This is a genomic window from Labrys sp. HAY1-8F (assembly GCF_056754975.1).
Map to the genome: position 1 here is coordinate 1,028,628 of NZ_JBPGWZ010000001.1, position 21,544 is coordinate 1,050,171.

A 21,544-nucleotide genomic window follows, 5' to 3' on the forward strand; every position below is an offset into this window, starting at 1 on the left:
TAGCCTTCGATTGCGCGGCCGCTATTCTGGTCACCGCGTTCATGGGTAGGCCTCCCGCCCGGAGGCACGCTTGCGAGGTGAACGTTCGAGCCACGCCTTGATGACGCCCGCAATACCGTTGGGCATCACCAGCACCACGAAAACGAACAATCCGCCCAGGATGATCGGCCAAACCGGCTGAAACACCGCATTCTCGCTGGCGTAGGACCCGACGAAGTTCACCAGCAAGGCGCCGATGCAGGCCCCGAGCAGCGACGCCCGTCCGCCCGTTGCTGCCCAGATCACCATCGAGATGCTGAAGGAGGTCGCCATCAGGGAGGGCGAAGCGAACTCCGCCGTGAGCGTAAACAACATGCCGGCCAGCCCCGCAATGATGGCCGAGAGGCAGAACACGAACAATTTGTAGCTCTCGACGTCATAGCCCAGATAGCGGGCACGCGCCTCGTCCTCGCGGATGGCCTTGAGAATCTGTCCGATCCTGGCGGAAAGAAGCAGGCGCAGCCCGAGCACGACCAGGAACAGCACACCGGCGACGGCATAGTAGACACTGGGTCCGTAGGGATCGAATTCAAAGCCGGCAATCGTCAAGGGCGCAAAATTGGCCAGGCCATTGAAGCCGCCCGTCAAGGGCTGATTGTTGATTACCAGCAACTGTCCGATCAGGGCAAACGCCAAGGTGATGATGCTGACATAGACGCCCGTCGTCCGTCGCTTGAACATGACATAGCCAAGCCCCGCAGCCAGGGCGCACGGCACCAGCAATCCTGCCATCACCCCGATCGCGAGCCATCTGAACGGGATCCAGAGAAAAGAGCCGGGAGTCACGCAGCACAGGTCGCGCACGGCATCTGGCTGCATATTGAGCAACATGAGCTCCGGCACCGGGTTGTTTTCCGGCGCGGCCAGCGTGAGCGACATTGCCAGCATATAGGCGCCCATCCCGAAGAAGAGGCCCTGGCCCAGACTGAGTATTCCCGTGTACCCCCAAGCCAGGCTTATACCGACGGCGCAGATTGCGTACACGAGATAGGTTGCAACCCGGTTGGTCCAAAAGCTGCTGAGCAGGAACGGGAGGGCGAATACCACCGCGAAGAACACTATGTAGGCGGCAATGGAAATATTTCGGTATGTCATGCGCTCATCCATGATCGTTGGGGTCAGCGGCTCTTGGTCACGAACAGACCTTGAGGCTTGAACAGCAGGATGAGGATGACCACGACAAACAGGACGGTACGGCCATACACATCATTGAGCCAGGTGGCGACGAAGCTCTGGACCTCGCCAAGCATTCCGGCGGCAGCAAAGGTGCCCAGCAACTGACCCACCCCTCCGGCAACCACTACGAGAAAAGCATCGACGACATAGGAGGTTCCCATATCCGGGGACACCGTCTTGAACCCGGAAACCAGGACGCCCGCTATCCCGGCAAGTCCGCAGCCATAGGCGAAGGCGAGTGCATTGACCCGCTTGTCGTTGACACCGCAGGCAGCTGCCGTGTTCCTTGCGACCGACACGGCCCTTAGCTGGCTACCGAAGCGTGTTCGGTAGAGGAGACACCAGGTCAGGGCTCCCAGAAGCGCAGCGACACCAAAAACGAAGGCCCGATAGACCGGTATGTTTGCGCCGAGCAAATGCCATGTCTGCTGCAATTCGGCGGGAACCGGAACATTCTGCAGATCGGACCCAAGTCCATCGATGGTGACCCCGAACAGGGCCAGCCCGAAATGGATGCGGATGAGCTGCTGGAGAATGAGCGCAATACCCCAGGTCGCCAGCAAAGTGTCGAGCAGGCGCCCGTAGAGGTGGCTGACGACCGTGCGCTCGATGACGAGCCCGAAAATCGCCGTGACGATGAATGCCAGAGGCAGGCACAGGTAAATGTTCAAGCCCAGATGCCGGGTTGCCAGCACGGTGACATAGGCCCCGATCATCACCATCTCGCCATGGGCGAGATTGATGACTTTCATGGTCCCGTAGATGATCGCAAGGCCAAGCGCGACCATGAACAGGATGGAGCCGATGCTCAGTCCGATGACGAAGGTTTCCATCTCAAACCCGATCGCAGGTTGCCGGCAGCCAGTGCAGGTTCTGCACCGGCCTGGCTTCCGACCAATGATGCGTTAGAGCGATGCGCCGCTTATGGTGCAGATACGCTTTTCCGCGCTTTCCCCGACGCTGGAATAGGGTAGAGGCAGTAGCGGTTCGGGATATTGATCGACGATGTCGAGCAGGCCATCGGCCCTCGTCTTGCCGATCCGCGGCGTCAGGTAGCTATGAAGGCTTTGCGGGTCGATCGTGACCTTGCCCTGCGGTGCCTCGAAGGACATGCCGCCGATGCTCGAAGTCACGCCCTTGGCTGTGAATTCGCCGGCCTTTTCCGCCGCCATCGCCCACATGTGAACGCCGATATAGACAGCCTCCATCGCCGCATGGGTTACCGCGTCAGCGCCGGCATAGGCTTTGAAAGCCTTCACGAATGCCTGGTTCTGCGGTGTTTCGACAGTCTGGAAATAGGGCAGGGAAACGTAGCTGCCGAGGGCATATTCAGGCCCCATTGCCTTGATTTCGACTTCGGTCGTCGTCGACGAACACAAAGGCAGCTTATCGAAGCTGTAGCCCTGATTGCGCAGCTCGCGATAGAAGGCAACGATCGAATCTCCGACGACATTGGAGAAGATCACATCAGCCCCGCTGGCCCCGATCTTGGACACCATCGACGCCCATTCGGTGTGACCGAGCGGGAGATATTCATCGCCGACCACTTCCATGCCGATCGTCTGGCAAATCGTTTTCGAAGTCTTGGCCATGCCTCGGGGAAAGGCATAGTCGGAGCCGACAATGAATAGTTTGCTGCGCCCCAGTTTCTTCTTCAGCCACGGCAGAGAATTCTCGAGTTGCTGATTTGGGACAGCCGATCCGGCATAGAGTACGTTCTTGGAGCACTCTTCCCCTTCATACCAGGTCGGCCACACCAGCAGGCCCTTGCGACGCTCGACCACGGGTAGCACCGCCTTGCGGCTGGCGGTGGTGTAGCAACCGAATATGACGGGTACCTGGTCTTCCATCACCAGCTTGCGCGCCTTTTCGCTATAGGTGCGAGGTTCGGAAGCTGGATCTTCGATGACCGGACGCAATTGCTTACCGAGCACGCCTCCTTTGGCATTGATCTCGGCGATTGCCATCTGGGCGCATTGATTCATCGATTTCTCGACGATCGCCGTCGTGCCCGTGAGCGAATACATGATGCCAACCGGCACCTCTCCGGCTGCCCAGGCCCGATCGCCCAGCCGCAGAAGGGCTGGCGCGGCCAGTCCCATAGCTGCCAATCCGCCCACCTTGAGAAAGGTGCGCCTTGTCTTGTCGTTCATTACCCCTCCTCTGCGCCTCGATGTGCGCGTCCTTGTCTTCGTGCCGCCCCTCGCGGCCGTGCAGGATCATTCGGAAGTCATGCGGGCGCCTGAGCGCACCGCGGTCGTCGCGGACGAAAGCTCCGGATTCGGAGAAAGACCGCGATCGAAAAACGATGAAATGAGCTCCTCTTTTCGGTCGAACTCGACCGCGCAAGCGGGCACGAGCCCAGGCACCGTGCTTGGACAAAAGTATTTCGGATGAGGATATGAAAGCATCGCCTCGCATGCTCCGGCTCGAACATGCTCAGTGTCGCCGATACGGTAGGACAGGGAGGCCAACAGCCTTGTCGGCCTAACCAAAACAAAAAAGCCCGCCACCTCCGAACAGGAGTTTGCGGGCTACCCAGCCAAATGGTGCGGACGACACTGTCCTGCACCAACAATGACGCCGTTTCACCGGACGTCAACTAAGTTTCATACTAGGCATGTCTTTCTTTAAACGTCAAGAGCTCATAGGCATTGATAATTGCAGCAGCTACATCGTCCATCGCCACGCGCTTGCCCATCGCCTGCTTGCGGATGCTCTCATAGGCTTCCGGTTCGCTAAGCCCTTGTGTTTCCATGAGAATAGTCTTCGCTCGCAGGATCCTGTTATTACCGGCCACCTTGCGTTCGAGCTTGCGTATCCTCTTGGCCGCGCTCTGGCGCTCCATCCAGAGAGACCGAGCTATGATCAAATTGGTGAGCAATCCAAAGGGACGAATGGGCCGCTCAATCACCGCCAGCGCACCGCATTCGAGCACCACCTGCAGGGTACTGGGATCCTCGAAGGAGACGACCGCCAGCACGGCAGGATCAGAGGGTTCGACAGGCCTGAAAAGCCGCAGGATCTTATCGCGATTTTCTTGCTCGATGGAGACCAAGACGACGACGGCCGTCGAGCTGATTGCCTGCGGCAACGGCCAGGTGATCTCACAGCTGCATCCGATACGACGCAGGTGTTCGACCAGTGTCACCCCCTGCGCGTCGGGAGGGTGTATGACCTGAACCCGCAGGCCCTTGAGGTCCTTGAGCAAATGGGCTGACATCATCTGCTCCCATCAGGCCTTGCGACGCGTGCCGGTCAGGCTGGTGGCCCAGCCTTCGTGAGCGGCCGTCACGAAATAAGGATCGGGCCTTACACGTGCCTCCGATTCCCAGATGATGTCGAACTTGCCTTGCGGGTTGAGCCTGCCGATGCGCGCCCACAATTCCGTGTGATGGTTGTTGGGATCGATACGAACCCGCCCCTGCGGCGCGTCGAATTCCAGCCCCGCCAGGTTGGGCACGAGAGCATCGGCATTGTCGCTCCCTGCGCGTTCGAGTGCCGCCGCATAGAGATATATCTGAAAATAGGCGGCCTCAGCACTGGCAGTCACCGGTGCCGCCTCGCCGAAACGCTGCTTGAACGCAGTGACGAAGCGTTTTGCGGCAGGTGTATTCAGCGTCTCGAAAAATGAAGCAGCCGTCAGGTGTCCTGCCGCCAACCCCGCCGGCATGAGTGCGACTTCCGCTTCCGTCGTCGCCAAGCTGGCGATGGGCATCGAGCTTGGGTCAAAACCGGCCTCCCGGTAGGCCTGATAGAGGAGCACTGCACCCGTGCCGACAACGTTGGAGACGACAACATCGGGCTTGAGATCTTTTATCCGCTTGATGACCTTGTCGAAATCCTTGCTGACCGCTTCGATCGGGACATAAATCTCGTCGAGTATCGTTCCATTCGCCAAGGTAACAAGGTCGCTTACGACACGATTATACTCATAGGGGAAAACATAATTCGAGCCTATCAGCAGAAATCTCTTGCCGTAATTCTCGATCAGATATTGCGCAAGTTGAAGAGCATTTTGATTTGACGAAGAACCCGTATAAAAGCAGTTTCCAGAATATTCAAAACCCTCATAAAATGTCGGATAAAACAGCAATCCCCTATACGCCTCAACTTCCGGAAGCACAGCCTTTCGGGCAGTCGACATATAGCAGCCAAAAATAACTTTAATTTTATCTTCAGTCAGAAGCCGAATGGAAAGCTCACGATATTTACGAGCAGAACACTCGGGATCATAGAATGTCGGCGTAATTCTTCGCCCGAGCACTCCTCCCGCTGCATTGATCTCCTCGGTAGCGAGGAGAGTCGCATTTGCTTCGGCTATTTCCGCGGCGGCGGTTACGCCGCTCCTGGAAAACAGAACTCCAATTTTCCAATCGTCGTTGGTCACAATTATCACCTGAGGACAGAGCACAGACAGGAAATACGCCTGTCGGGCCGGTCGACACAGGCGAGAACGGGAAACGCCGCTGTTTCTCTAGCCACAGCAGTATACCGACGAGGTTATTCGTGCAATGCGCCACCCCGGTCAGGACCGCAAGGCCTCCGTCAGAGGTGCTTGTATATGGTGGTTCGCGATAATCCGAGCATCTGCGCCGTGCGCGTGACGTTCTGGCAGGCGCGATATGTCGCCCTGATTTCGCGGCAGATCCGGCTGGCCAGGCCGCGATCCCGACAGGCTGGGCAGGTATCGCCCGATCCCGCTGCGGTATCGGCAAGATCGGTCTCGTCGATGAACCCTGCGCGCCGGCGTATGAGCAGGCGCTGCAGCACGCTACGGAGCTCACGGATATTGCCGGGCCATTTACGTTGGGCCAGCCTCGCGATGGCGGCATCGGTAATCGCCACGCCCGGGGCCAGTCCCTGTAAGAGGTGCTGGACCACGAGCGCAAAGTCGCTGCGGGCCGACAGGGGCGGCAGATGCAGGACGAGGCCGTTGAGGCGGTAGAGCAGGTCGGCCCGGAAGGTTCGCTCCGCCACCATCTCCCCCAGATCACGGTTGGTGGCGGATATGATCTGGACGTCGACCTTGTAGACTTTCAGCCCACCGACCGGCCGCACTTCCATGGCATCGAGAAAACGCAGCAAAGCTGTCTGGGCCGAGGGTGGCACATCGGCAACCTCGTCGAGGAACAAGGTGCCTCCATCGGCCTGCCGCGCCAGCCCGATCGATCCCTCCGCTCGGGCGTTGGTGAAGGCGCCCTGCTCATGGCCGAAGATCTCGGCGATGAAGAGTTGTTCGGCCAGCGCGCCGCAATTGACGGCAATGAACTCCCCGCTCCGGCCGCTCACCTCATGGATGTGACGCGCCATCAGTTCCTTGCCGGTGCCCGTCTCGCCGGTGAGATGAATGGGCATGCCCATGGCGACGGCCTGCCCGACATCGGCCATGGCGGCCCTCAGCGTGGGGTCCACACACACAAATCCAGGGGCAGATCCGCCCTTGTCATGGACAGGCACCTGCGGTTCCCGGCGCGGGTTGCGGACCGCGAGCCCGGGAGCGATCTGACGGCAGACCATCAGGACCTGGCTGCCTGCAGCATCCCGGATCGGGATGACGCCTCCCCTCAGGAGGCCATCCAGTGCCTTGGCAAAGGACATTTCGAACAGGGTGTCGAAACTCGTGCCCGCTCCGATCGGCAAGCCGGAGAGCAAGGCGGAGCCGGGACGGTTCAGCGCCGTGACGACACCATCGCGCGAAAGGGCCAGCAGCCCCGCAGACAGCGTATCGAGATATTCGGCACGCGGATGGAAGGCCAGGATGAATCTGTCGGCGCATTCCTGGAAGATCAACCCATTCTCGATCTGGGCCGCGGCCATACGCACCAGCGCGTGCGTATGCTGCTGCCGCGCCTCGTTGGCGCAGGAGGCATCGAGCAAACCCAGGACCTGCCCATGCGAATCCAGGATGGGTGCCGCCATGCAGCTCAGATGGGCATGGCAGATGAAGTAGTGCTCCCGGCCGAAAACACCGACCGGCTGGCTGCTGTCACTGGCCAGCCCGAGGGCATTGGTGCCCCGTCGCGCTTCGTCCCACAGGCTGCCGGGAATGATGGAGCGCCCCGCAGTGCTCTCCGTGAAGGCCTGATCGCTGATGGTGTCGAGCACCATGCCGCTCGCATCCGCCAAGGCGATCATCAGATTGGATCCGGCGATCTGGGCATAGAGCACCTGCATCTCGGCAAGGGCCAGCCGGCGCAGGCCCTCCATTTTCTGGCGCCGGCGCGTCACCGTCGCAAATGGCACCACCTCGCCGCGAGGCTGGAGGCGCGGGTCGAGGCCCAGGTCCCGGCAACGCTGCCAGCTTTCGGCGATCGGCGCCGGCAAGGTGCCACCGGGCAGGCGATCGCCGCGTTCGAGGGCATTTCGCGCCCGATCCATCCCCGACAAGATCTGCATGATCAACTCCTTGGCTTCGACCTTCTGTCCGGCCCCGCCAATGTCACGGAAAACTGTCCGCGAATTGGACACTCAGTTCGCGCGACTGTTCAGACCAGCGACATCCCGGGATTCATGAATTCATCCATCTCATTGATATTGCTTGTATATTCATCGCGGCACGAGGATTGCTGTTTCCCTTGCGAAGCACGGACAAGACCGGGCTCGCGGAGGAAATGACAATGAAGGCGCAAGTACTCACCCGTTACGACGACGAGCTGAAGGCCGGCCAATGGGTCGATCTTCAGGAGGTTCCCGACCCCAGGATCGAGAAGTCGAACGACGTCATCGTGCGGATCGGTGGAGCGGGCGTGTGCCGCACCGATCTCCACATCATCGAGGGCGTCTGGCGTCCGCATATGGATCCCAACGGCGACCAGCTGCTGCCGCTGATCATGGGGCATGAAAATGCCGGCTGGGTGGAAGCGATCGGCAAGGAGGTCGAGGGCATCAAGGTCGGGGATCCCGTCATCGTGCACCCCAAGATCTCGGGCGGCACCTGCCTGGCTTGCCGGCGCGGCATGGACATGCATGGTCCGGGTCGCTTCCCGGGCCTGGACTGCAACGGCGGCTACGCAGAGTTTCTTTGCACCTCCGAGCGCAACATCGTCCCGCTTCCCAAGACGCTCGCCCCCAAGGAAGTCGCTCCCTATGCCGATGCGGGCCTCACCGCCTATCGTGCTGCCAAGAAGGCGACGCGCCATCTCCTGCCGGGCGAAAGCTGCGTGGTGATCGGCGCCGGCGGCCTCGGCCATATCGGCATCCAATGCCTCAAGGCCATGTGCGCCGCCGATGTGATCGTGGTTGACAAGTCCGACGCCTCCCTGGCCCTGGCGGGCAAGATCGGAGCCGACAAACTGGTGAAGGCAGACGGGAACGAAGTGGAGGCCGTGCTCGCACTGACCGGCGGTGCCGGCGCCGAAGCCGTGATCGACTTCGTCGGCGAGAAGGGCACCACGGCCAAGGGCCTCGCCATGACCCGATCGGCCGGCAGCTATTATGTCGTGGGCTATGGCGAGGACATCAGGGTCCCCACCGTCGACATGGTCATCACGGAAAAGAACATCATCGGCAATCTGGTCGGCACCTGGGCCGAGCTCGTCGAACTGATGGCCCTGGCCGACCGTGGCCTGGTCGAACTGACCACTGTGGAATATCGGTTGGCCGACGCCAACAAGGCTCTCCAGGATCTCAACGCCGGTAGGATCCATGGTCGCGCCGTCCTCATTCCATGACGAGAAAAGCCCTGGCCTCCCCTTGATCGGCGGGGGCCGGCCCCTCCCATGGCCGCGCCCGGACAACCGGGACGGCGGGAGGGCGACGGCAAGGCTGAAAGGGCGAGCCATGTGCAAGGTCCTCACGAGCCAGAGCCCGCTCCATTTTCGCAAGGCGAGCCGGTCGATGCGGATCGCCGGGCATTCGACGACGGTGAGGCTGGAGGAGGCGTTCTGGCAGGTCCTAGACGAAATGGCGCTCCGGGAGGGGCTCTCGACCTCCAGGCTGATTTCGGTGCTTTACGAGGAAGCACTCGAGCGCCATGGCGCCGCTCCCAATTTCGCCTCGCTCCTGCGTACCGTCTGCCTGCTCTACCGGGGGATGATCCCGCCGGAGGGCTGACAATTCGAGGCAGGCCGGGTCGCTCCGGCCTCCTCTCCCCCACCTCGGCTCTCCACCTCAGCTCGCTTGGGCGACCTTGGCGATCCGATCCTCGGCGATCCATCGCGCCGTCAGGATCAGCGCTCCCATGGCAAAGTCCTTGTCATGGGTGTCGATCATCTCGCGGGCGAGATTTTCCAGCTTTTGGAAGAACAGGTCCTTGCTGTCTTCCTCGCGGGTCGGCTCTGTCGGCATGTCGTCCTCCTGTTGATCGGCGCTTTGCTGCACCTATTTGAAGAGCTGGGGCGGAAAGGTGAGGAGAGCGGCCTGGCCCTCGGCATCGCCGACGGCGAGATGACGCCCGTCCGCCGACCAGGCCAGCGCGGTAACTTTGCCGCCGAACGGTCGCACGAACAGTTCGTCGCGCCCACCGAGCCGCGCCACCACGATCCGGCCATCGGCATAGCCGGCGGCCACCAGATCGCGCGTGGGATGGGCGGCAACCGCCTCGACCAGGATCAGGCCGGTATGACCGGTCAGCAAGGCTTGGCTGGCAGCCTCGGTATTCGTCCCCCAGGCTGCAATACGATAGGCACCCGATGCCACCAGCTGGCCTCCAATGCCCCAGGCCAGTCCCCGCACCAGCGCGGGAAAGTCGAGGATGGTGTCGGTGCGTCCAAGCGAAACATCGACGATGCTGAGGCCGCCAATCTCCAGGCCACAGGCAATGCGGTCGGCCTGCCGGTTCCAGGAAAGGCTTGATGATAGCGAGGGCAGTGTCACCACGCGTTGAACCGACACGCCCCCGTCCAACGCCATGATGACGAGGCTGTCTTCACTCAGTCCCGCCAGATATCGGCCGTCAGGTGAGAATTTGAGCGATGTCGGAATGGGCACGGGGCGCGAACGGCCAATGACGTTTGCCGCCTGGTCCAGGAGGCAAAGCTCTTCGCCGTCCGACAAGGCAGTCAAACCCGATTGCGCCGCATGGTCGAGAGCCAGGACGGGCCGGCCAAGGCCAAGAAAATCCTCGCTCGACTCTCCCTGCGCCGAAACCCGCCTCACCACGCCACCACCCGTCCGGACAAGGAAGCCTCCTTCATGAAAGGGCATGACAAAAGGGGCATCCTCCTCTTGAACCGCGACTGCGGTCAGGGGCGCCGGCGGCTTGGTGCGCGGCAGGATCCTCATCTGTCCGAGGTCGCCGCTGACCCGGATACGGCTTTCCGGTCCCTCCGCTTCCGCGACGGGCGCCAGAGCGATGGTTCCGTCGACAGCTGCAAAGGCAACGCAACCTCCCTGCCGATCGAAGCTCGCGCTTGCGACGGGTGCCGGCCGCTGCCAGCAGCGGCCCAGCAGATCGAACAGAGTCGGGTTCTGTCTGCTTTGCTGGTTCATGATGTCCTCCCCTCTCGCGCCATCGCCTGCCGGAGCAGAAGATCGAGATCCTCGATCTCCTGTTCGGCCTTTGCGATACGCTCGGCACATTCGCCCTGCCGCCCGGCGGCCGCGTCGGCACTCTCGCGTGTCGTTCGCAGATCGCGTTGCAATTCCCGCGCCAACTCTCCCTCCACCGACGCCTGCTTCAATGCCAGCTCAAGGCGCAGCATCTCCATGTCGAGGCCCGCAAGGAACTGGGTCAGCTTCAGGGCTTGCGCGTTGAGAGCGGACAGACCGGCAACCAGTTCGAGCCGGCGGCCCAGCAGATCCTGCGGATTGGGTACTCGCTGGGTCATTGCCGTCCCTTCTCCTCGACCGCTCCAGGCCTTTCCCAGCCGGACAACAGGTTCGGCAGCTCTGGCAATTGGGCTTTGAACTGGCGTTGAGCCGTCTCCACATGGCTCCTGAGCTGGTCCCAGATGTCGACGCGCAGCAAGGAGGTGGTATCGCCGGTCAGGCGTTCAATGTCCTCCACCCGAAACTGCCGGGACAGGGAAACCCCCGAAAAGACGAAATCGCGCAGCGTGATGGCATGCCGTTCGACGAAAGCATGAAGCAAGGGATGGGTCTCTTCCGTGATCCCCGCCAGCATCAGCTCGGCGATCATGAAGTCGTGGAAATGGCGCTGCAGCCGCAGCTGGCTTTCGCCCAGAAAACGCATGGAGAAGATCAGGTCGCGCGGCATCAGCCGGAGCAGATCCATGATCACGTCGCTGTCGTCGGGCCCATCGAAAGCCGATGGCGATCGAGGATTGTCGGAAGAGGACATCGGTATGGCCCTACATCGGTAAGCTGTCACAATGCCAACAGGATAACCCATCAAACTAAGTTGTCCATAATATCCGTTACAGAGAAACATAATAAATAAACCGGATTCATGAATATATAGATAGTTTTACATATGTAAATTACACCTGTAACATTATGTTACACTCGCGACATTCCCGAGAATGACCGATCCATTCAGGGCGCCTGAAGCTGCACAATTTAGAGCTTGTCGCGAGTTGGCACGGTCCTTGCTTTACCATTTCACATAAGAAGCCCATCGCGTTTCGGCGCGATGCCAAAAGAACGAAGGAATGGGGAACCCAAGGTCGGAATGCACGTGGCGCAGCATGCCTTACGTATGCACGCGCCAGGCTTTCAGCACCGCTCCAGATACCTTTGCCGTGATCCACTCGAGCGGCCGGATGGAGGCATGCCTGCTTCCAGGCGGACCGCCCGCACTCATCGGCGGCGATACCTGCCGCTCCCCGCCCGGACCATGGGGGTTCGTGGCGCAATCTGGTGGAGGCTCATGGCTATGACGTCTTTGACGCTCAACAAGATAACCTCGCAGCGCGGCATCTCCGTCGGCGAGGCGACCAAGAAGATATCCGATCTCGGCTGGAACCCGACCTATGTCCAGGAAGCGATGACCTTCCCGACGGACTACAAGATCAGCAAGGCGCCGCGCGATCCGATGAAGCAGGTGCTGCGTTCCTATTTCCCGATGCAGGAGGAAAAGGACAACCGCGTCTATGGCGCGCTTGACGCCGCCTTGCGCGGCGACATGTTCCGCAATGTCGAGCCGCGCTGGGTGGAGTGGATGAAGCTCTTCCTCGCCATCATTCCCTTCCCGGAAATCTCGGCCGCCCGCTCGATGGCGATGGTGGCAAGGCTGGCACCCGGCGAAGACCTGCGCACCGGCTTCACCATGCAGATGGTCGACGAGTTCCGCCATTCCACCATTCAGATGAATCTGAAGAAGTGGTACATGGAGAACTATATTGATCCAGCCGGCTTCGACATTACCGAAGAGGCCTTCGGCAAATGCTATGCCACCACGATCGGCCGCCAGTTCGGTGAAGGTTTCATCACCGGCGATACCATGACCGCGGCCTGCATGTATCTGACCGTCGTCGCCGAGACGGCCTTCACCAACACGCTGTTCGTCGCCATGCCTTCGGAGGCCGCACGCAATGGTGACTATGCTCTGCCGACAGTGTTCCTTTCGGTGCAGTCGGACGAGAGCCGCCATATCGGCAACGGCCACTCCCTCCTGATGGCCGCTCTCAAGGAGCCGGAAAACCACCTCCTGCTCGAGCGCGACCTGCGTTACGCCTTCTGGCAGAACCACGCCATCGTCGACGCCGCCATCGGCACTTTCATCGAATATGGCACCACCAACCGCGACAAGAACAAGGAATCCTACGCGGAGATGTGGCACCGCTGGATCTTCGAGGACTACTACCGCACCTACATGCTGCCGCTGGAAAAATACGGCATCAAGATCCATCACGACGACGTTCAGGAAGCCTGGAAGCGCATCACCGAGAAATTCTACGTCCACAAGGTGGCCCAGTTCTTCACCGTGGGCTGGCCGCTCAACTTCTGGCGTATCGAAGCCCAGACGGACAAGGACTTCGAGTGGTTCGAGCATAAATATCCGGGCTGGTATGCTCAGTTCGGCGAATTCTGGAAGTGGCACGACAAGCTCAGCCACAGAGGCGAGAAGATCCTCACCTTCAACGAGGAGGTGGGCTACGTCTATCCGCATCGCTGCTGGAGCTGCCTGGTCCCCTGTCTGATCCGCGAGGACATGGTCGTCGACGAAATCGACGGCAAGCTGCACACCTTCGCCCATGAACTCGACCGTTGGACGGCAGTGGAGGCCTTCTCCGACGAGTACCAGGGACGTCCGACCCCGGCGATGGGCCGCTTCAGCGGCAAGCGCGAATGGGAGACGCTGTATCATGGCTGGGATCTCGCCGAGGCGATGAAGGATCTCAACTTTGTGCGCTCGGATGGCGAAACCCTGATCCCGCAGCCGCATCTGCGCTTCGATCCCAAGGAGATGTGGACCCTCGACGATGTCAGGGGCCACACCATCCTGTCGCCGCTGACGCTGCTGCGTGAGATGTCTCCCGCCGATCGCGAGAAACATCTGGCCGAGTATCGCGCCGGCTTCACCATCAACCCCTGTCACTGAACCCGCCAATCCGCGGATACCGCCCAGCGGTCTCCGCGACCGGACGGATCACGCCCCCTCTCGTCGCCGGGAGGGGGCACGGGACAGTCTTGGAGAAAGGACCGATGAGCGTGGCCCATACCGTGCGCCTGGAACCCGTCGGCGTCGAATTCGAAGTTGAGAACGGCGAAACCGTGCTGAACGCAGCCTTTCGTCAAGGCATCGCGCTGCCGCACGGCTGCAAGGAAGGGCAATGCTCGGCCTGCAAATGCGTCCTGCTCGACGGCGAAGTCGACATGCTGAAATACTCGACCTTCGCGTTGAACGACATGGAGAAGGACAGCGGCCACGTCCTCCTATGCCGGACGATCGCCTATTCGGACATGGAGGTGGAACTCCTCAACTATGACGAGGAGGTGCTGGCGAAGTCGATCGCGGTAAAGACCTATCGCGGCCAGATCACGCGTATCGAGCGGCTGACCCACGACATCCGTGGCATCGAGATCAGTCTCAATTCGCCGATGAAGTTCTGGGCCGGCCAATATGTCGACATCACGGTCACCACGCAAAAGGGGGAGACGCTTACGCGCTCGTTCTCCATGGCAAATACGCCGGACCAAACCCAGGCCCTCTCCTTCATCATCAAGAAATACCCCGAGGGAAAATTCTCAGGCGAACTCGACGCCGGAGGAATCCAGGTCGGAGCCGAGGTCTCCATCGTCGGGCCTTATGGAACCTGCTTCCGACGAGAAGAGCGCGAGGGACCCCTGATCCTGGTCGGTGCCGGGTCGGGCATGTCGCCGGTCTGGTCGATCCTCAACGATCACCTGGCCAGCGGCGAACAAAGGCCGGTCTATTTCTTCTACGGGGCCCGCACGCAAGACGACCTGTTCCATCTCGACCGGATCTCGGCCTTGGTCGAGCGTTACCCGGAGGTACAGTTCATCCCCGTGCTCTCCCATGCCGGCGAGGACGGTGCGTGGCTGGGCGAACGCGGCTTCGTCCATGAGAGCGTGGGCGCCAAGCTCAGGGAACTCGCCATCGATGGGCAGGGCGACGTCTATGCCTGTGGCCCACCCCCCATGATCGATGCGCTGCAGCCCGTCCTGTTCATGAACGGCTTCGAGGTCGAGCACATCTTCTTCGACAAATTCACCACCTCGTCGGGCGCAACCTCGTCCGGCCACTAAGGACCGCCCTCACCTCGGGCGGATCGTCGAAACACACCACAACCAGGGAGTGAATACCATGCCTGCCATTTCGAGTTCTGTCGGATCCGGCGCAGCCGGTGCAGCGATCTTCGCCGACTCCGACAGCCGCAAATACCGCTATTTCGATCCCAGGGGGCAGCGCGCCACCCATTACGAGGATGTCACCGTTGATGTGCAGCCCGATCCCGAGCGCTATCTGATCCAGAACTGGATCATCAATTTCGCCGACGGCAAAGGCGCCTACGTCAAGGGCAACACCCTGGCCCAGAGCTCGAACTGGCACGCTTTCCGGGCGCCCGACCAGGAATGGGAGCGCACCCATTACCAGCGCCAGTCCAAGATCGAGACGATGGTGCAGAGCGTGATCGCCAATGGCCGCAAATCCGGCGCGCCCAAGAGCTTCGACAAGGCCTGGATCAGCATCCTGCAGCACCATCTCGGGGCCTGGAAGCATGCCGAATTCGGACTGGGCACCTCGCTGATGCAGGCCCAGCGTTACGGCTACACCCAGATGATCAACAACGCCACGCTGACCAACTCTTCCTACAAGCTGCGCCTGGCCCAGGACATCACGCTCTATCTGGCCGAGATCGGCATGGATATTCCCGGCTGGAACGACGAACTGGGCAAGAAGACTTGGCTGGAAGACGGCGTCTGGCAGGGCGCCCGGGAAGCCGTCGAGACCATCATGGGATCGGAGGACTATCTGGAGCAGTATTTCGCCATCAACATCGTCTTCGAGCCCCTGGTCGGCGAACTCTTCCGTTCCGGCTTCCTGATGCAGGTGGCAGCCGCCAACCACGATTTCATCACTCCGCCGGTGATCTCGGCGGCCGAAGCCGACTATGAGCGCAACCTCGCCAATGCCATCGACCTGATCTACCTGCTGGCGCATGACGAAAAGCATGCTCAGGGCAACCGCCAGCTGTTCAAGGCCTGGCTGAAGAAGCACCGCGCGCTCGCAGACAAGGCAGCGCTGGGGCTGCAGCCGATCTGGTCGATGGCGCATTCCAAGCCGGTCTCGTTCGAGGATGTTCGCGCCGTCTCGCAGGAGCGGATCGGCCAGATCCTGCGCGAACTCGGCCTCGACGACTGACCGGCCGGCAACCATCACAGGGAGAAACGACCATGTCCACGGCAGCACGCGATTCCTCGCACGCCAATATCTTCAAGTCGATGAAGGACATCACCTTCGAGCAGACCATCTCGCATCAGTGCGGGGTCACCATGAACGACTCGGTTGAGGCGCGCGCCATCGCAGAATTCATGGGCAAGAAGGATGGTGTGACTGTCACCTATCAACCCGCGCTGATCCGCATCGACGGCAACGGCAAGCTCATCTTCATGATGGACGAGATCAGCGAGTATCTCGGCCGCGAGATGACTGCGGAGATTTTCGAAGTCAATACCTCCACCCATTATGGCCGCATGGTCAGGGTCGACGACAATACAGTGATCCTGTTCGGCGATATGGACGAGGTCTTCGAATACATCTGAGCACGACGGCAGATCTCGGGCGATGCGCCCTGAAGCGTTTTGCGATTTGGCGGTCACGCCAAGAATCGCAAAGACGCGTCGAACCAAAGAGTTAGAGCAAATAAGCGTTCACGCTTGAACGCGCTTTGCTCTAGGGCGCATCGCCCCTCCCCCGCCCATGCACAGCCGAAAATGAGTAACCGATCATGCCAAGCAAAATGAAGGCCGCGATCTTTGTCGAGAAGGGGCGCATCGTTCTCGATGACAAGCCGATCCCCGAGATCGGTCCCGCCGACGCCCTGATACGTGTCACGACGACGACGATCTGCGGGACGGATGTCCATATCCTGAAGGGAGAATATCCTGTCGCCAAGGGCCTGACCATCGGTCATGAGCCCGTGGGTATCATCGAAAAACTCGGTTCCTCGGTACGCGGTTTCAAGGAAGGCCAGCGCGTCGTCGCAGGCGCCATCACCCCCTCGGGCTGGAGCCATGCCTGCCTATGCGGCTGTGGTTCGCAGGACGGAGCCGGCACCAAACATGGCTGGAAGGCCATCGGCGGCTGGAAGTTCGGCAACACTATCGACGGCTGCCAGGCCGAGTTCGTCTGCGTGCCCGATGCCATGGCCAATCTCGCCCCCATTCCGGACGAGGTCAGCGACGAACAGGTGCTGATGTGCCCGGACATCATGTCGACCGGCTTTGCCGGCGCCGAAACCGGCGGTATCCGGATCGGCGACATCGTTGCCGTTTTCGCGCAGGGACCGATCGGCCTGTGCGCCACGGCCGGCGCCAAGCTGATGGGGGCGACCACCATCATCGCCGTCGACACGGTGCCCGCTCGCCTTGCCATGGCCAAGCGCCTGGGCGCCGACATCGTGGTGGACTTCAAGAAGGAAGATCCCGTCGAGGCCATCATGCGTCTGACCGATGGCCGCGGCGTCGACGTGGCGATCGAGGCGCTGGGCACGCAGGCAACCTTCGAGGCGGCCCTGCGTGTCCTCAGACCCGGTGGCGTGCTGTCGAGCCTGGGCGTCTATTCGTCGGATCTCAAGATCCCGCTCGATGCTTTCGCAGCCGGCCTCGGCGAGAAATCGATCCGCACCTCGCTCTGCCCGGGCGGCAAGGAGCGCATGCGCCGCATGCTCGACGTCATCGGCTCAGGTCGGGTGGATCTGGGCGGGCTGGTCACGCACCGCTTCAAGCTCGACCAGATCGAAGAGGCCTACGACCTCTTCGCCAATCAGCGCGACGGCGTGCTGAAGGTCGCCATCACGACCTGAGAGGTACCCGCCACGAAGGCAGCAGTGGGAGAGACAACCATGCTCGATGCTTCACACGCATCCTGTGTCGAGGCCGACATCCCGACCGTGAGAATCGGCCGGTGGGGGCATGAGCCCGGCGCCAGCCCAGAAGATGCGGAAACGGCGGCGCGCGATGACCATGCCTGCAACGGCGCTACGCCCGAGGGGTGTGCGGGATGCCCGCTGCGCACCGCCCGGATGGCCCGCTTGTCTCCCGGCCATACGCCTGGCGGAGCTGCAGCGCGCCCGACCTCGCTCCGAGAAATCTCCCAATAGTCAAATTAAATCAAAACTTTAGATCTAAATACCAACGGAGGAAGCCATGTATATCACGCCCGAAGGCAAGGAAATTTTCGTCGTTGATGGCCACACCCATTTCTGGGACGGCAGCCCTGAAAACCAGCGCAACATTCACGGCAAGCAGTTCGTGGAGTGCTTCTATGCCTATCACACGGCGCTCAGCCCCAAGGAACAGCTGTGGCCCAAGGACAAGTTCGAGAAATACAGCGCCGACGATCTCTATCGCGATCTGTTCGTCGACGGTCCTGATGATGTCGCCATCGTGCAGTCGACCTATCTGAAGGATTTCTACAAACAGGGTTTCAATACCCTCGAACGCAATGCCGAGATGGCCAAGCGCTATCCCGAGCGCTTCATCGTCAACGGCTCCTTCGATCCGCGCGATGGCGAGGCGGCGCTCGAATACATCCACTTCATGAAGGAGACCTACGACATCAAGGGCGTGAAGATGTACACGGCCGAGTGGCATGGGGATTCCCGCGGGTGGAAACTGACCGACCCCAACGCCTATCGCTGCTTCGAGCTTTGCGAGAAACTCGGCATCCGCAACGTCCATGTCCACAAGGGCCCGACGATCATCCCACTCAGCAAGGACGCCTTCAATGTCAGCGACGTTGATGACGCGGCCACCGACTTCCAGAACCTGAACTGGATCGTGGAACATTGCGGCCTGCCTCGCCTGGACGATTTCTGCTGGATCGCCGTGCAGGAGACCAATGTCTATGGCGGCCTTGCCGTCGCCCTGCCCTTCATCCATTCGCGTCCGCGCTACTTCGCCGAAGTGATCGCCGAGCTCCTGTTCTGGCTCGGCCCGGACAAGATCCTGTTCGGCTCCGACTATGCGATCTGGACGCCGCGCTGGCTGGTCGAGAAATTCTGGGCTTTCGAACTGCCCGAGGACATCAAGCGCGAGCGTGGGGTCGATCTCACACCCGAAATCAAGGAAAAGATCCTGGGCCTCAACGCGGCGCGGCTCTACGACATCGACATCGCGACCAAGAAGGCGGCCCTGGCCAAGGCGCCGCTGTCGATCGCGGCGGAGTGAAGCGCATGATGAGCGCTGCGCTCCGTGGTCGCCGCCAGGCCGAACTTTGGCGGCGGCTGTCCGAGGTCAACGATCCCGAACTCGACGAGCCCGTCACCAATATGGGCTTCGTCGAGCGTGCCGAGATCCTGGACGATGCCTGCGTGGACGTCGAGTTCAGGCTGCCAACCTATTGGTGTTCGCCCAACTTCGCCTTCTTGATGCTCGACGGCGTGCGCGAGGCGATCGAGGCACTGTCCTGGAAGCCGGCCTATCGGATCCGGCTGCAGGATCACATGTTCGCCGATGAGGTCAATCGGGGTATCGCGGTGGGCAAGAGCTTCGGGCAGGTCTTCGGGGAGATGACGGGTGATCTCGACCTTGAGGCCCTTCGCGAGACGTTCCGTGCGAAGGCCTATAAGCGGCGGCAGGAAGCCGTGCTGCTGGGTCTGCGCCAGGCCGGCGTCAGCGACGACGCCATCCTTGCCATGGATCTTGCAGCCCTGGACGCCGCCCAGCCGATGGGGCCGGAAGCGGCGGCCCAGAAGCCGCGCTATCGCCAGGCCCTGCTCGAGCGCCATCCCCAAATCGGCCGGGGAAACGGCGTGTTCCTGACCTGGGAGGGCATCCCCCTCACCGCCGCAACGCTGGCTTCCTATCTGGGAGACCTGCGCAGCCTGCGGATCAACATGGAGTTCAACGGCGCCCTGTGCCGTGGGCTCAAGCAGACCCGGTACAAGCAGGCCGACTTCGCGGACGGCGAACCCACACTGGTCGACTTCATCCTCGATCGCGTGCCGCCTGCGGCGAGGGAAGCGCCAGCCAACAGCTGAATCGACGCCTCGTCGCCCGAGGTCAACAACAACCACCCGCGAGGGTGGAAGGAGGGGCCATGCCCAAATTGATGCTTCACAATTCGCACGCCCGCCGGGCGCTCGCCCGCGGCGTTCACCAACTCGCAGCAGCCGTGGAGCCGACTCTCGGTCCCAAGGGCATGAATGCCATGATCGACCGGCCGATCGGCACGCCAATGGTGACGCGCGACGGCGTCTCCATCGCCTCGGAGATCGAATTGCACGATCGCTTCGAGAATATGGGCGCGCAGGTGGTGCGCGAGGTCTCGATGCAGACCAACGAGATCGCCGGTGATGGCACCACCACCGCCATCGTCCTGGCCAATGCCCTGGTCCAGAAAGGCGTGGAAGCCAACGAGCAAGGTGCCAAGGCCGTCGACCTCGTCAAGGGCATCGATCTTGCCGTCGACGCCGTGGTGTCGTCGCTGAAATCCAGCGCGCGCCCGGCTCGCGAAAACGGCGCCCTGGCGGCCGTCGCCAATATCGCAGCCACCGACGCCAGGCTCGGCGCCCTGGTGGCCGAGGCCTTCGAGAAGGTCGGTGCCGATGGCATCATCACCACCGATTTCAGCATCACCACCGAGACCACGCTCGACGTCGTCGAGGGCATGTCCTTCGACCGCGGCTATATCTCCCATCACATGGTCACCGATGTGGAGAAGATGCAGGCGGTGCTGGAGCGCCCGCTTATCCTGTTGACCGACCTGAAGATCAAGGACCCTACTTCACTCGACGCAGTGCGGGCGATCGCCGACAAGGCCGGCAGGCCGCTGCTGATCGTGGCCGAGGAAGTCTCGCCCGAGGTGGTCGTAACACTGCTCGGGCGCAACGGCGCCGGCAAATATCTCATCGTGCATCCGCCCGAATACGGTCATTGGCGCAAGGCGCTGCTGGAGGACCTGGCCATCATCACCGGTGGGCGCGTCGTTGCCCGTGACCTGGGCGGTAGGCTCGAACAGATCGAAGCAGCCGATCTGGGCGGCGCCGAAAGGGTGCGCACGAGCGCGACCCACACGGCGATCATCCATGGCGCCGGCGACAAGGCGGCGATCGCCGCACGCCGCACCCAGGTCCAACATCAGTTCGAGAACGCGCCGCCCAATATCGAGCAGGACAAATTGCGCGAACGCCTCGCCAAGCTCTCCGGCGGCACGGCGGTGCTCCATGCCGGCGGGGTCACGCCCGTCGAGCAGAAGCGCACCATCCAATTGATCGAAGACTCGCTCTCGGCCGTGCGGGCTGCGCTCGATGAAGGGGTGGTCGCCGGCGGGGGCGCCGCCCTCGCCCAGATCGGGCCGGTGCTCGATCCCCTGCTTGCCCGGCTCGACGGGGATGTCGCGGCGGGCGTTCGCCTGGTGAAATCGGTGCTGACGCGTCCGCTCTGGCGTATCGTCGCCAATGCTGGCGGCGATCCCGAGGCGGTGGTGGCGAAGGTGTCGAGCGTCAATGGCGGCTTCGGCTACAACGCCGCGCTCGGCGAATACCAGAACATGTACGAGGCGGGCATCATCGATCCCGTTCGCGTCACCTGCGCCGCGCTGAGCAATGCGGCCTCGGTCGCCAAGCTGATTCTCACCACAGAGACCCTGGTCGGCGATCTCGCCGAGGACGAGGATCCCACCGCGGGCCCGGCCCTCGGCGGCGGCGCCGAAAAACTCGGACGCGCCTGAGCGGCGCTGCTGCCAGGCCGAACCATACAAGGGCCTTTCACATCGAGACCCCGGACAAGGCGACGC

20 protein-coding genes are annotated in these 21,544 nt (G+C 61.5%); 10 read left to right on the plus strand and 10 right to left on the minus strand.

Going from position 1 to position 21,544, the window contains the following annotated elements; all coding sequences use genetic code 11:
* Window positions 1-39: 39 nt before the first annotated feature.
* From urtC to ACR9ZN_RS04705, 6 genes are all read right to left on the minus strand, one after another.
* The gene (urtC, locus tag ACR9ZN_RS04680) at window positions 40-1,134 is read right to left on the minus strand and encodes an urea ABC transporter permease subunit UrtC (protein WP_481271493.1); all 1,095 of its coding nucleotides are present in this window, start codon (window positions 1,132-1,134) and stop codon (window positions 40-42) included.
* 23 nt (window positions 1,135-1,157) lie between these two features.
* Entirely contained in the window at window positions 1,158-2,048 is an 891-nt protein-coding gene (gene urtB / locus ACR9ZN_RS04685) for an urea ABC transporter permease subunit UrtB (protein ID WP_149250165.1), read from the minus strand.
* Window positions 2,049-2,120: 72 nt separating this feature from the next.
* The gene (locus tag ACR9ZN_RS04690; protein WP_481271494.1) at window positions 2,121-3,368 is read right to left on the minus strand and encodes a transporter substrate-binding domain-containing protein; all 1,248 of its coding nucleotides are present in this window, start codon (window positions 3,366-3,368) and stop codon (window positions 2,121-2,123) included.
* A 461-nt stretch (window positions 3,369-3,829) separates the two neighbouring features.
* Entirely contained in the window at window positions 3,830-4,438 is a 609-nt protein-coding gene (locus tag ACR9ZN_RS04695) for an ANTAR domain-containing response regulator (RefSeq protein WP_434961339.1), read from the minus strand.
* A 12-nt stretch (window positions 4,439-4,450) separates the two neighbouring features.
* Window positions 4,451-5,608, minus strand: coding sequence for a transporter substrate-binding domain-containing protein (locus ACR9ZN_RS04700; protein ID WP_454819292.1), 1,158 nt, complete (start codon window positions 5,606-5,608; stop codon window positions 4,451-4,453).
* Between the two features lie 155 nt (window positions 5,609-5,763).
* Window positions 5,764-7,614 carry a sigma-54-dependent Fis family transcriptional regulator gene (locus ACR9ZN_RS04705; RefSeq protein WP_481271495.1) on the minus strand — a complete coding sequence of 617 codons (1,851 nt, stop codon included), beginning with the start codon at window positions 7,612-7,614 and terminating at the stop codon, window positions 5,764-5,766.
* Window positions 7,615-7,835: 221 nt separating this feature from the next.
* On the opposite strand from ACR9ZN_RS04705, the gene ACR9ZN_RS04710 reads away from it, so the two are divergent.
* Both ACR9ZN_RS04710 and ACR9ZN_RS04715 read left to right on the plus strand, forming a co-directional pair.
* Window positions 7,836-8,888, plus strand: a complete 1,053-nt coding sequence (locus ACR9ZN_RS04710; protein WP_187829371.1) for an NAD(P)-dependent alcohol dehydrogenase — start codon at window positions 7,836-7,838, stop codon at window positions 8,886-8,888.
* A gap of 109 nt (window positions 8,889-8,997) precedes the next feature.
* The gene (locus ACR9ZN_RS04715) at window positions 8,998-9,270 is read left to right on the plus strand and encodes a ribbon-helix-helix domain-containing protein (protein ID WP_105865575.1); all 273 of its coding nucleotides are present in this window, start codon (window positions 8,998-9,000) and stop codon (window positions 9,268-9,270) included.
* Between the two features lie 57 nt (window positions 9,271-9,327).
* Here the strand turns inward: ACR9ZN_RS04715 and ACR9ZN_RS04720 are convergent, their stop codons facing one another.
* The 4 genes from ACR9ZN_RS04720 to ACR9ZN_RS04735 are packed head-to-tail and all read right to left on the minus strand — an operon-like array spanning window position 9,328 to window position 11,458.
* A complete protein-coding gene (locus ACR9ZN_RS04720) occupies window positions 9,328-9,504 on the minus strand; it encodes a hypothetical protein (RefSeq protein ID WP_434960422.1) in 177 nt (58 codons plus the stop codon).
* 33 nt (window positions 9,505-9,537) lie between these two features.
* The gene (locus ACR9ZN_RS04725; RefSeq protein WP_481271496.1) at window positions 9,538-10,647 is read right to left on the minus strand and encodes a WD40 repeat domain-containing protein; all 1,110 of its coding nucleotides are present in this window, start codon (window positions 10,645-10,647) and stop codon (window positions 9,538-9,540) included.
* Entirely contained in the window at window positions 10,644-10,985 is a 342-nt protein-coding gene (locus tag ACR9ZN_RS04730) for a hypothetical protein (RefSeq protein WP_481271497.1), read from the minus strand. Before ACR9ZN_RS04730 ends, ACR9ZN_RS04725 begins: the two co-directional genes overlap by 4 nt.
* Entirely contained in the window at window positions 10,982-11,458 is a 477-nt protein-coding gene (locus ACR9ZN_RS04735; protein WP_454817469.1) for a hypothetical protein, read from the minus strand. The genes ACR9ZN_RS04730 and ACR9ZN_RS04735 overlap by 4 nt, the downstream gene beginning before the upstream one ends.
* A 528-nt stretch (window positions 11,459-11,986) precedes the next feature.
* Here ACR9ZN_RS04735 and ACR9ZN_RS04740 point away from each other — a divergent pair.
* The 8 genes from ACR9ZN_RS04740 (at window position 11,987) to groEL (ending at window position 21,478) form a co-directional block, all read left to right on the plus strand.
* Window positions 11,987-13,660 (plus strand): aromatic/alkene/methane monooxygenase hydroxylase/oxygenase subunit alpha, encoded by a 1,674-nt coding sequence (locus tag ACR9ZN_RS04740; protein WP_441773592.1) that lies wholly within the window; start codon window positions 11,987-11,989, stop codon window positions 13,658-13,660.
* Window positions 13,661-13,764: 104 nt separating this feature from the next.
* Complete coding sequence (locus tag ACR9ZN_RS04745) at window positions 13,765-14,829, plus strand: NADH:ubiquinone reductase (Na(+)-transporting) subunit F (RefSeq protein ID WP_434960417.1); 1,065 nt, start codon at window positions 13,765-13,767, stop codon at window positions 14,827-14,829.
* A gap of 58 nt (window positions 14,830-14,887) precedes the next feature.
* Window positions 14,888-15,946: an aromatic/alkene monooxygenase hydroxylase subunit beta gene (locus ACR9ZN_RS04750; RefSeq protein WP_454817467.1), complete on the plus strand. Its 1,059-nt coding sequence runs from the start codon at window positions 14,888-14,890 to the stop codon at window positions 15,944-15,946.
* A 32-nt stretch (window positions 15,947-15,978) separates the two neighbouring features.
* Window positions 15,979-16,347 (plus strand): MmoB/DmpM family protein, encoded by a 369-nt coding sequence (locus ACR9ZN_RS04755; RefSeq protein ID WP_434960415.1) that lies wholly within the window; start codon window positions 15,979-15,981, stop codon window positions 16,345-16,347.
* 185 nt (window positions 16,348-16,532) lie between these two features.
* Window positions 16,533-17,609: an NAD(P)-dependent alcohol dehydrogenase gene (locus ACR9ZN_RS04760; protein ID WP_454817465.1), complete on the plus strand. Its 1,077-nt coding sequence runs from the start codon at window positions 16,533-16,535 to the stop codon at window positions 17,607-17,609.
* Between the two features lie 343 nt (window positions 17,610-17,952).
* Entirely contained in the window at window positions 17,953-18,975 is a 1,023-nt protein-coding gene (locus ACR9ZN_RS04765) for an amidohydrolase family protein (protein WP_454817463.1), read from the plus strand.
* A 5-nt stretch (window positions 18,976-18,980) separates the two neighbouring features.
* Window positions 18,981-19,787 carry an iron-sulfur cluster assembly protein gene (locus ACR9ZN_RS04770; RefSeq protein ID WP_481271498.1) on the plus strand — a complete coding sequence of 269 codons (807 nt, stop codon included), beginning with the start codon at window positions 18,981-18,983 and terminating at the stop codon, window positions 19,785-19,787.
* A gap of 59 nt (window positions 19,788-19,846) precedes the next feature.
* Window positions 19,847-21,478 (plus strand): molecular chaperone GroEL, encoded by a 1,632-nt coding sequence (gene groEL / locus ACR9ZN_RS04775; protein WP_434960411.1) that lies wholly within the window; start codon window positions 19,847-19,849, stop codon window positions 21,476-21,478.
* Window positions 21,479-21,544: the final 66 nt, after the last annotated feature.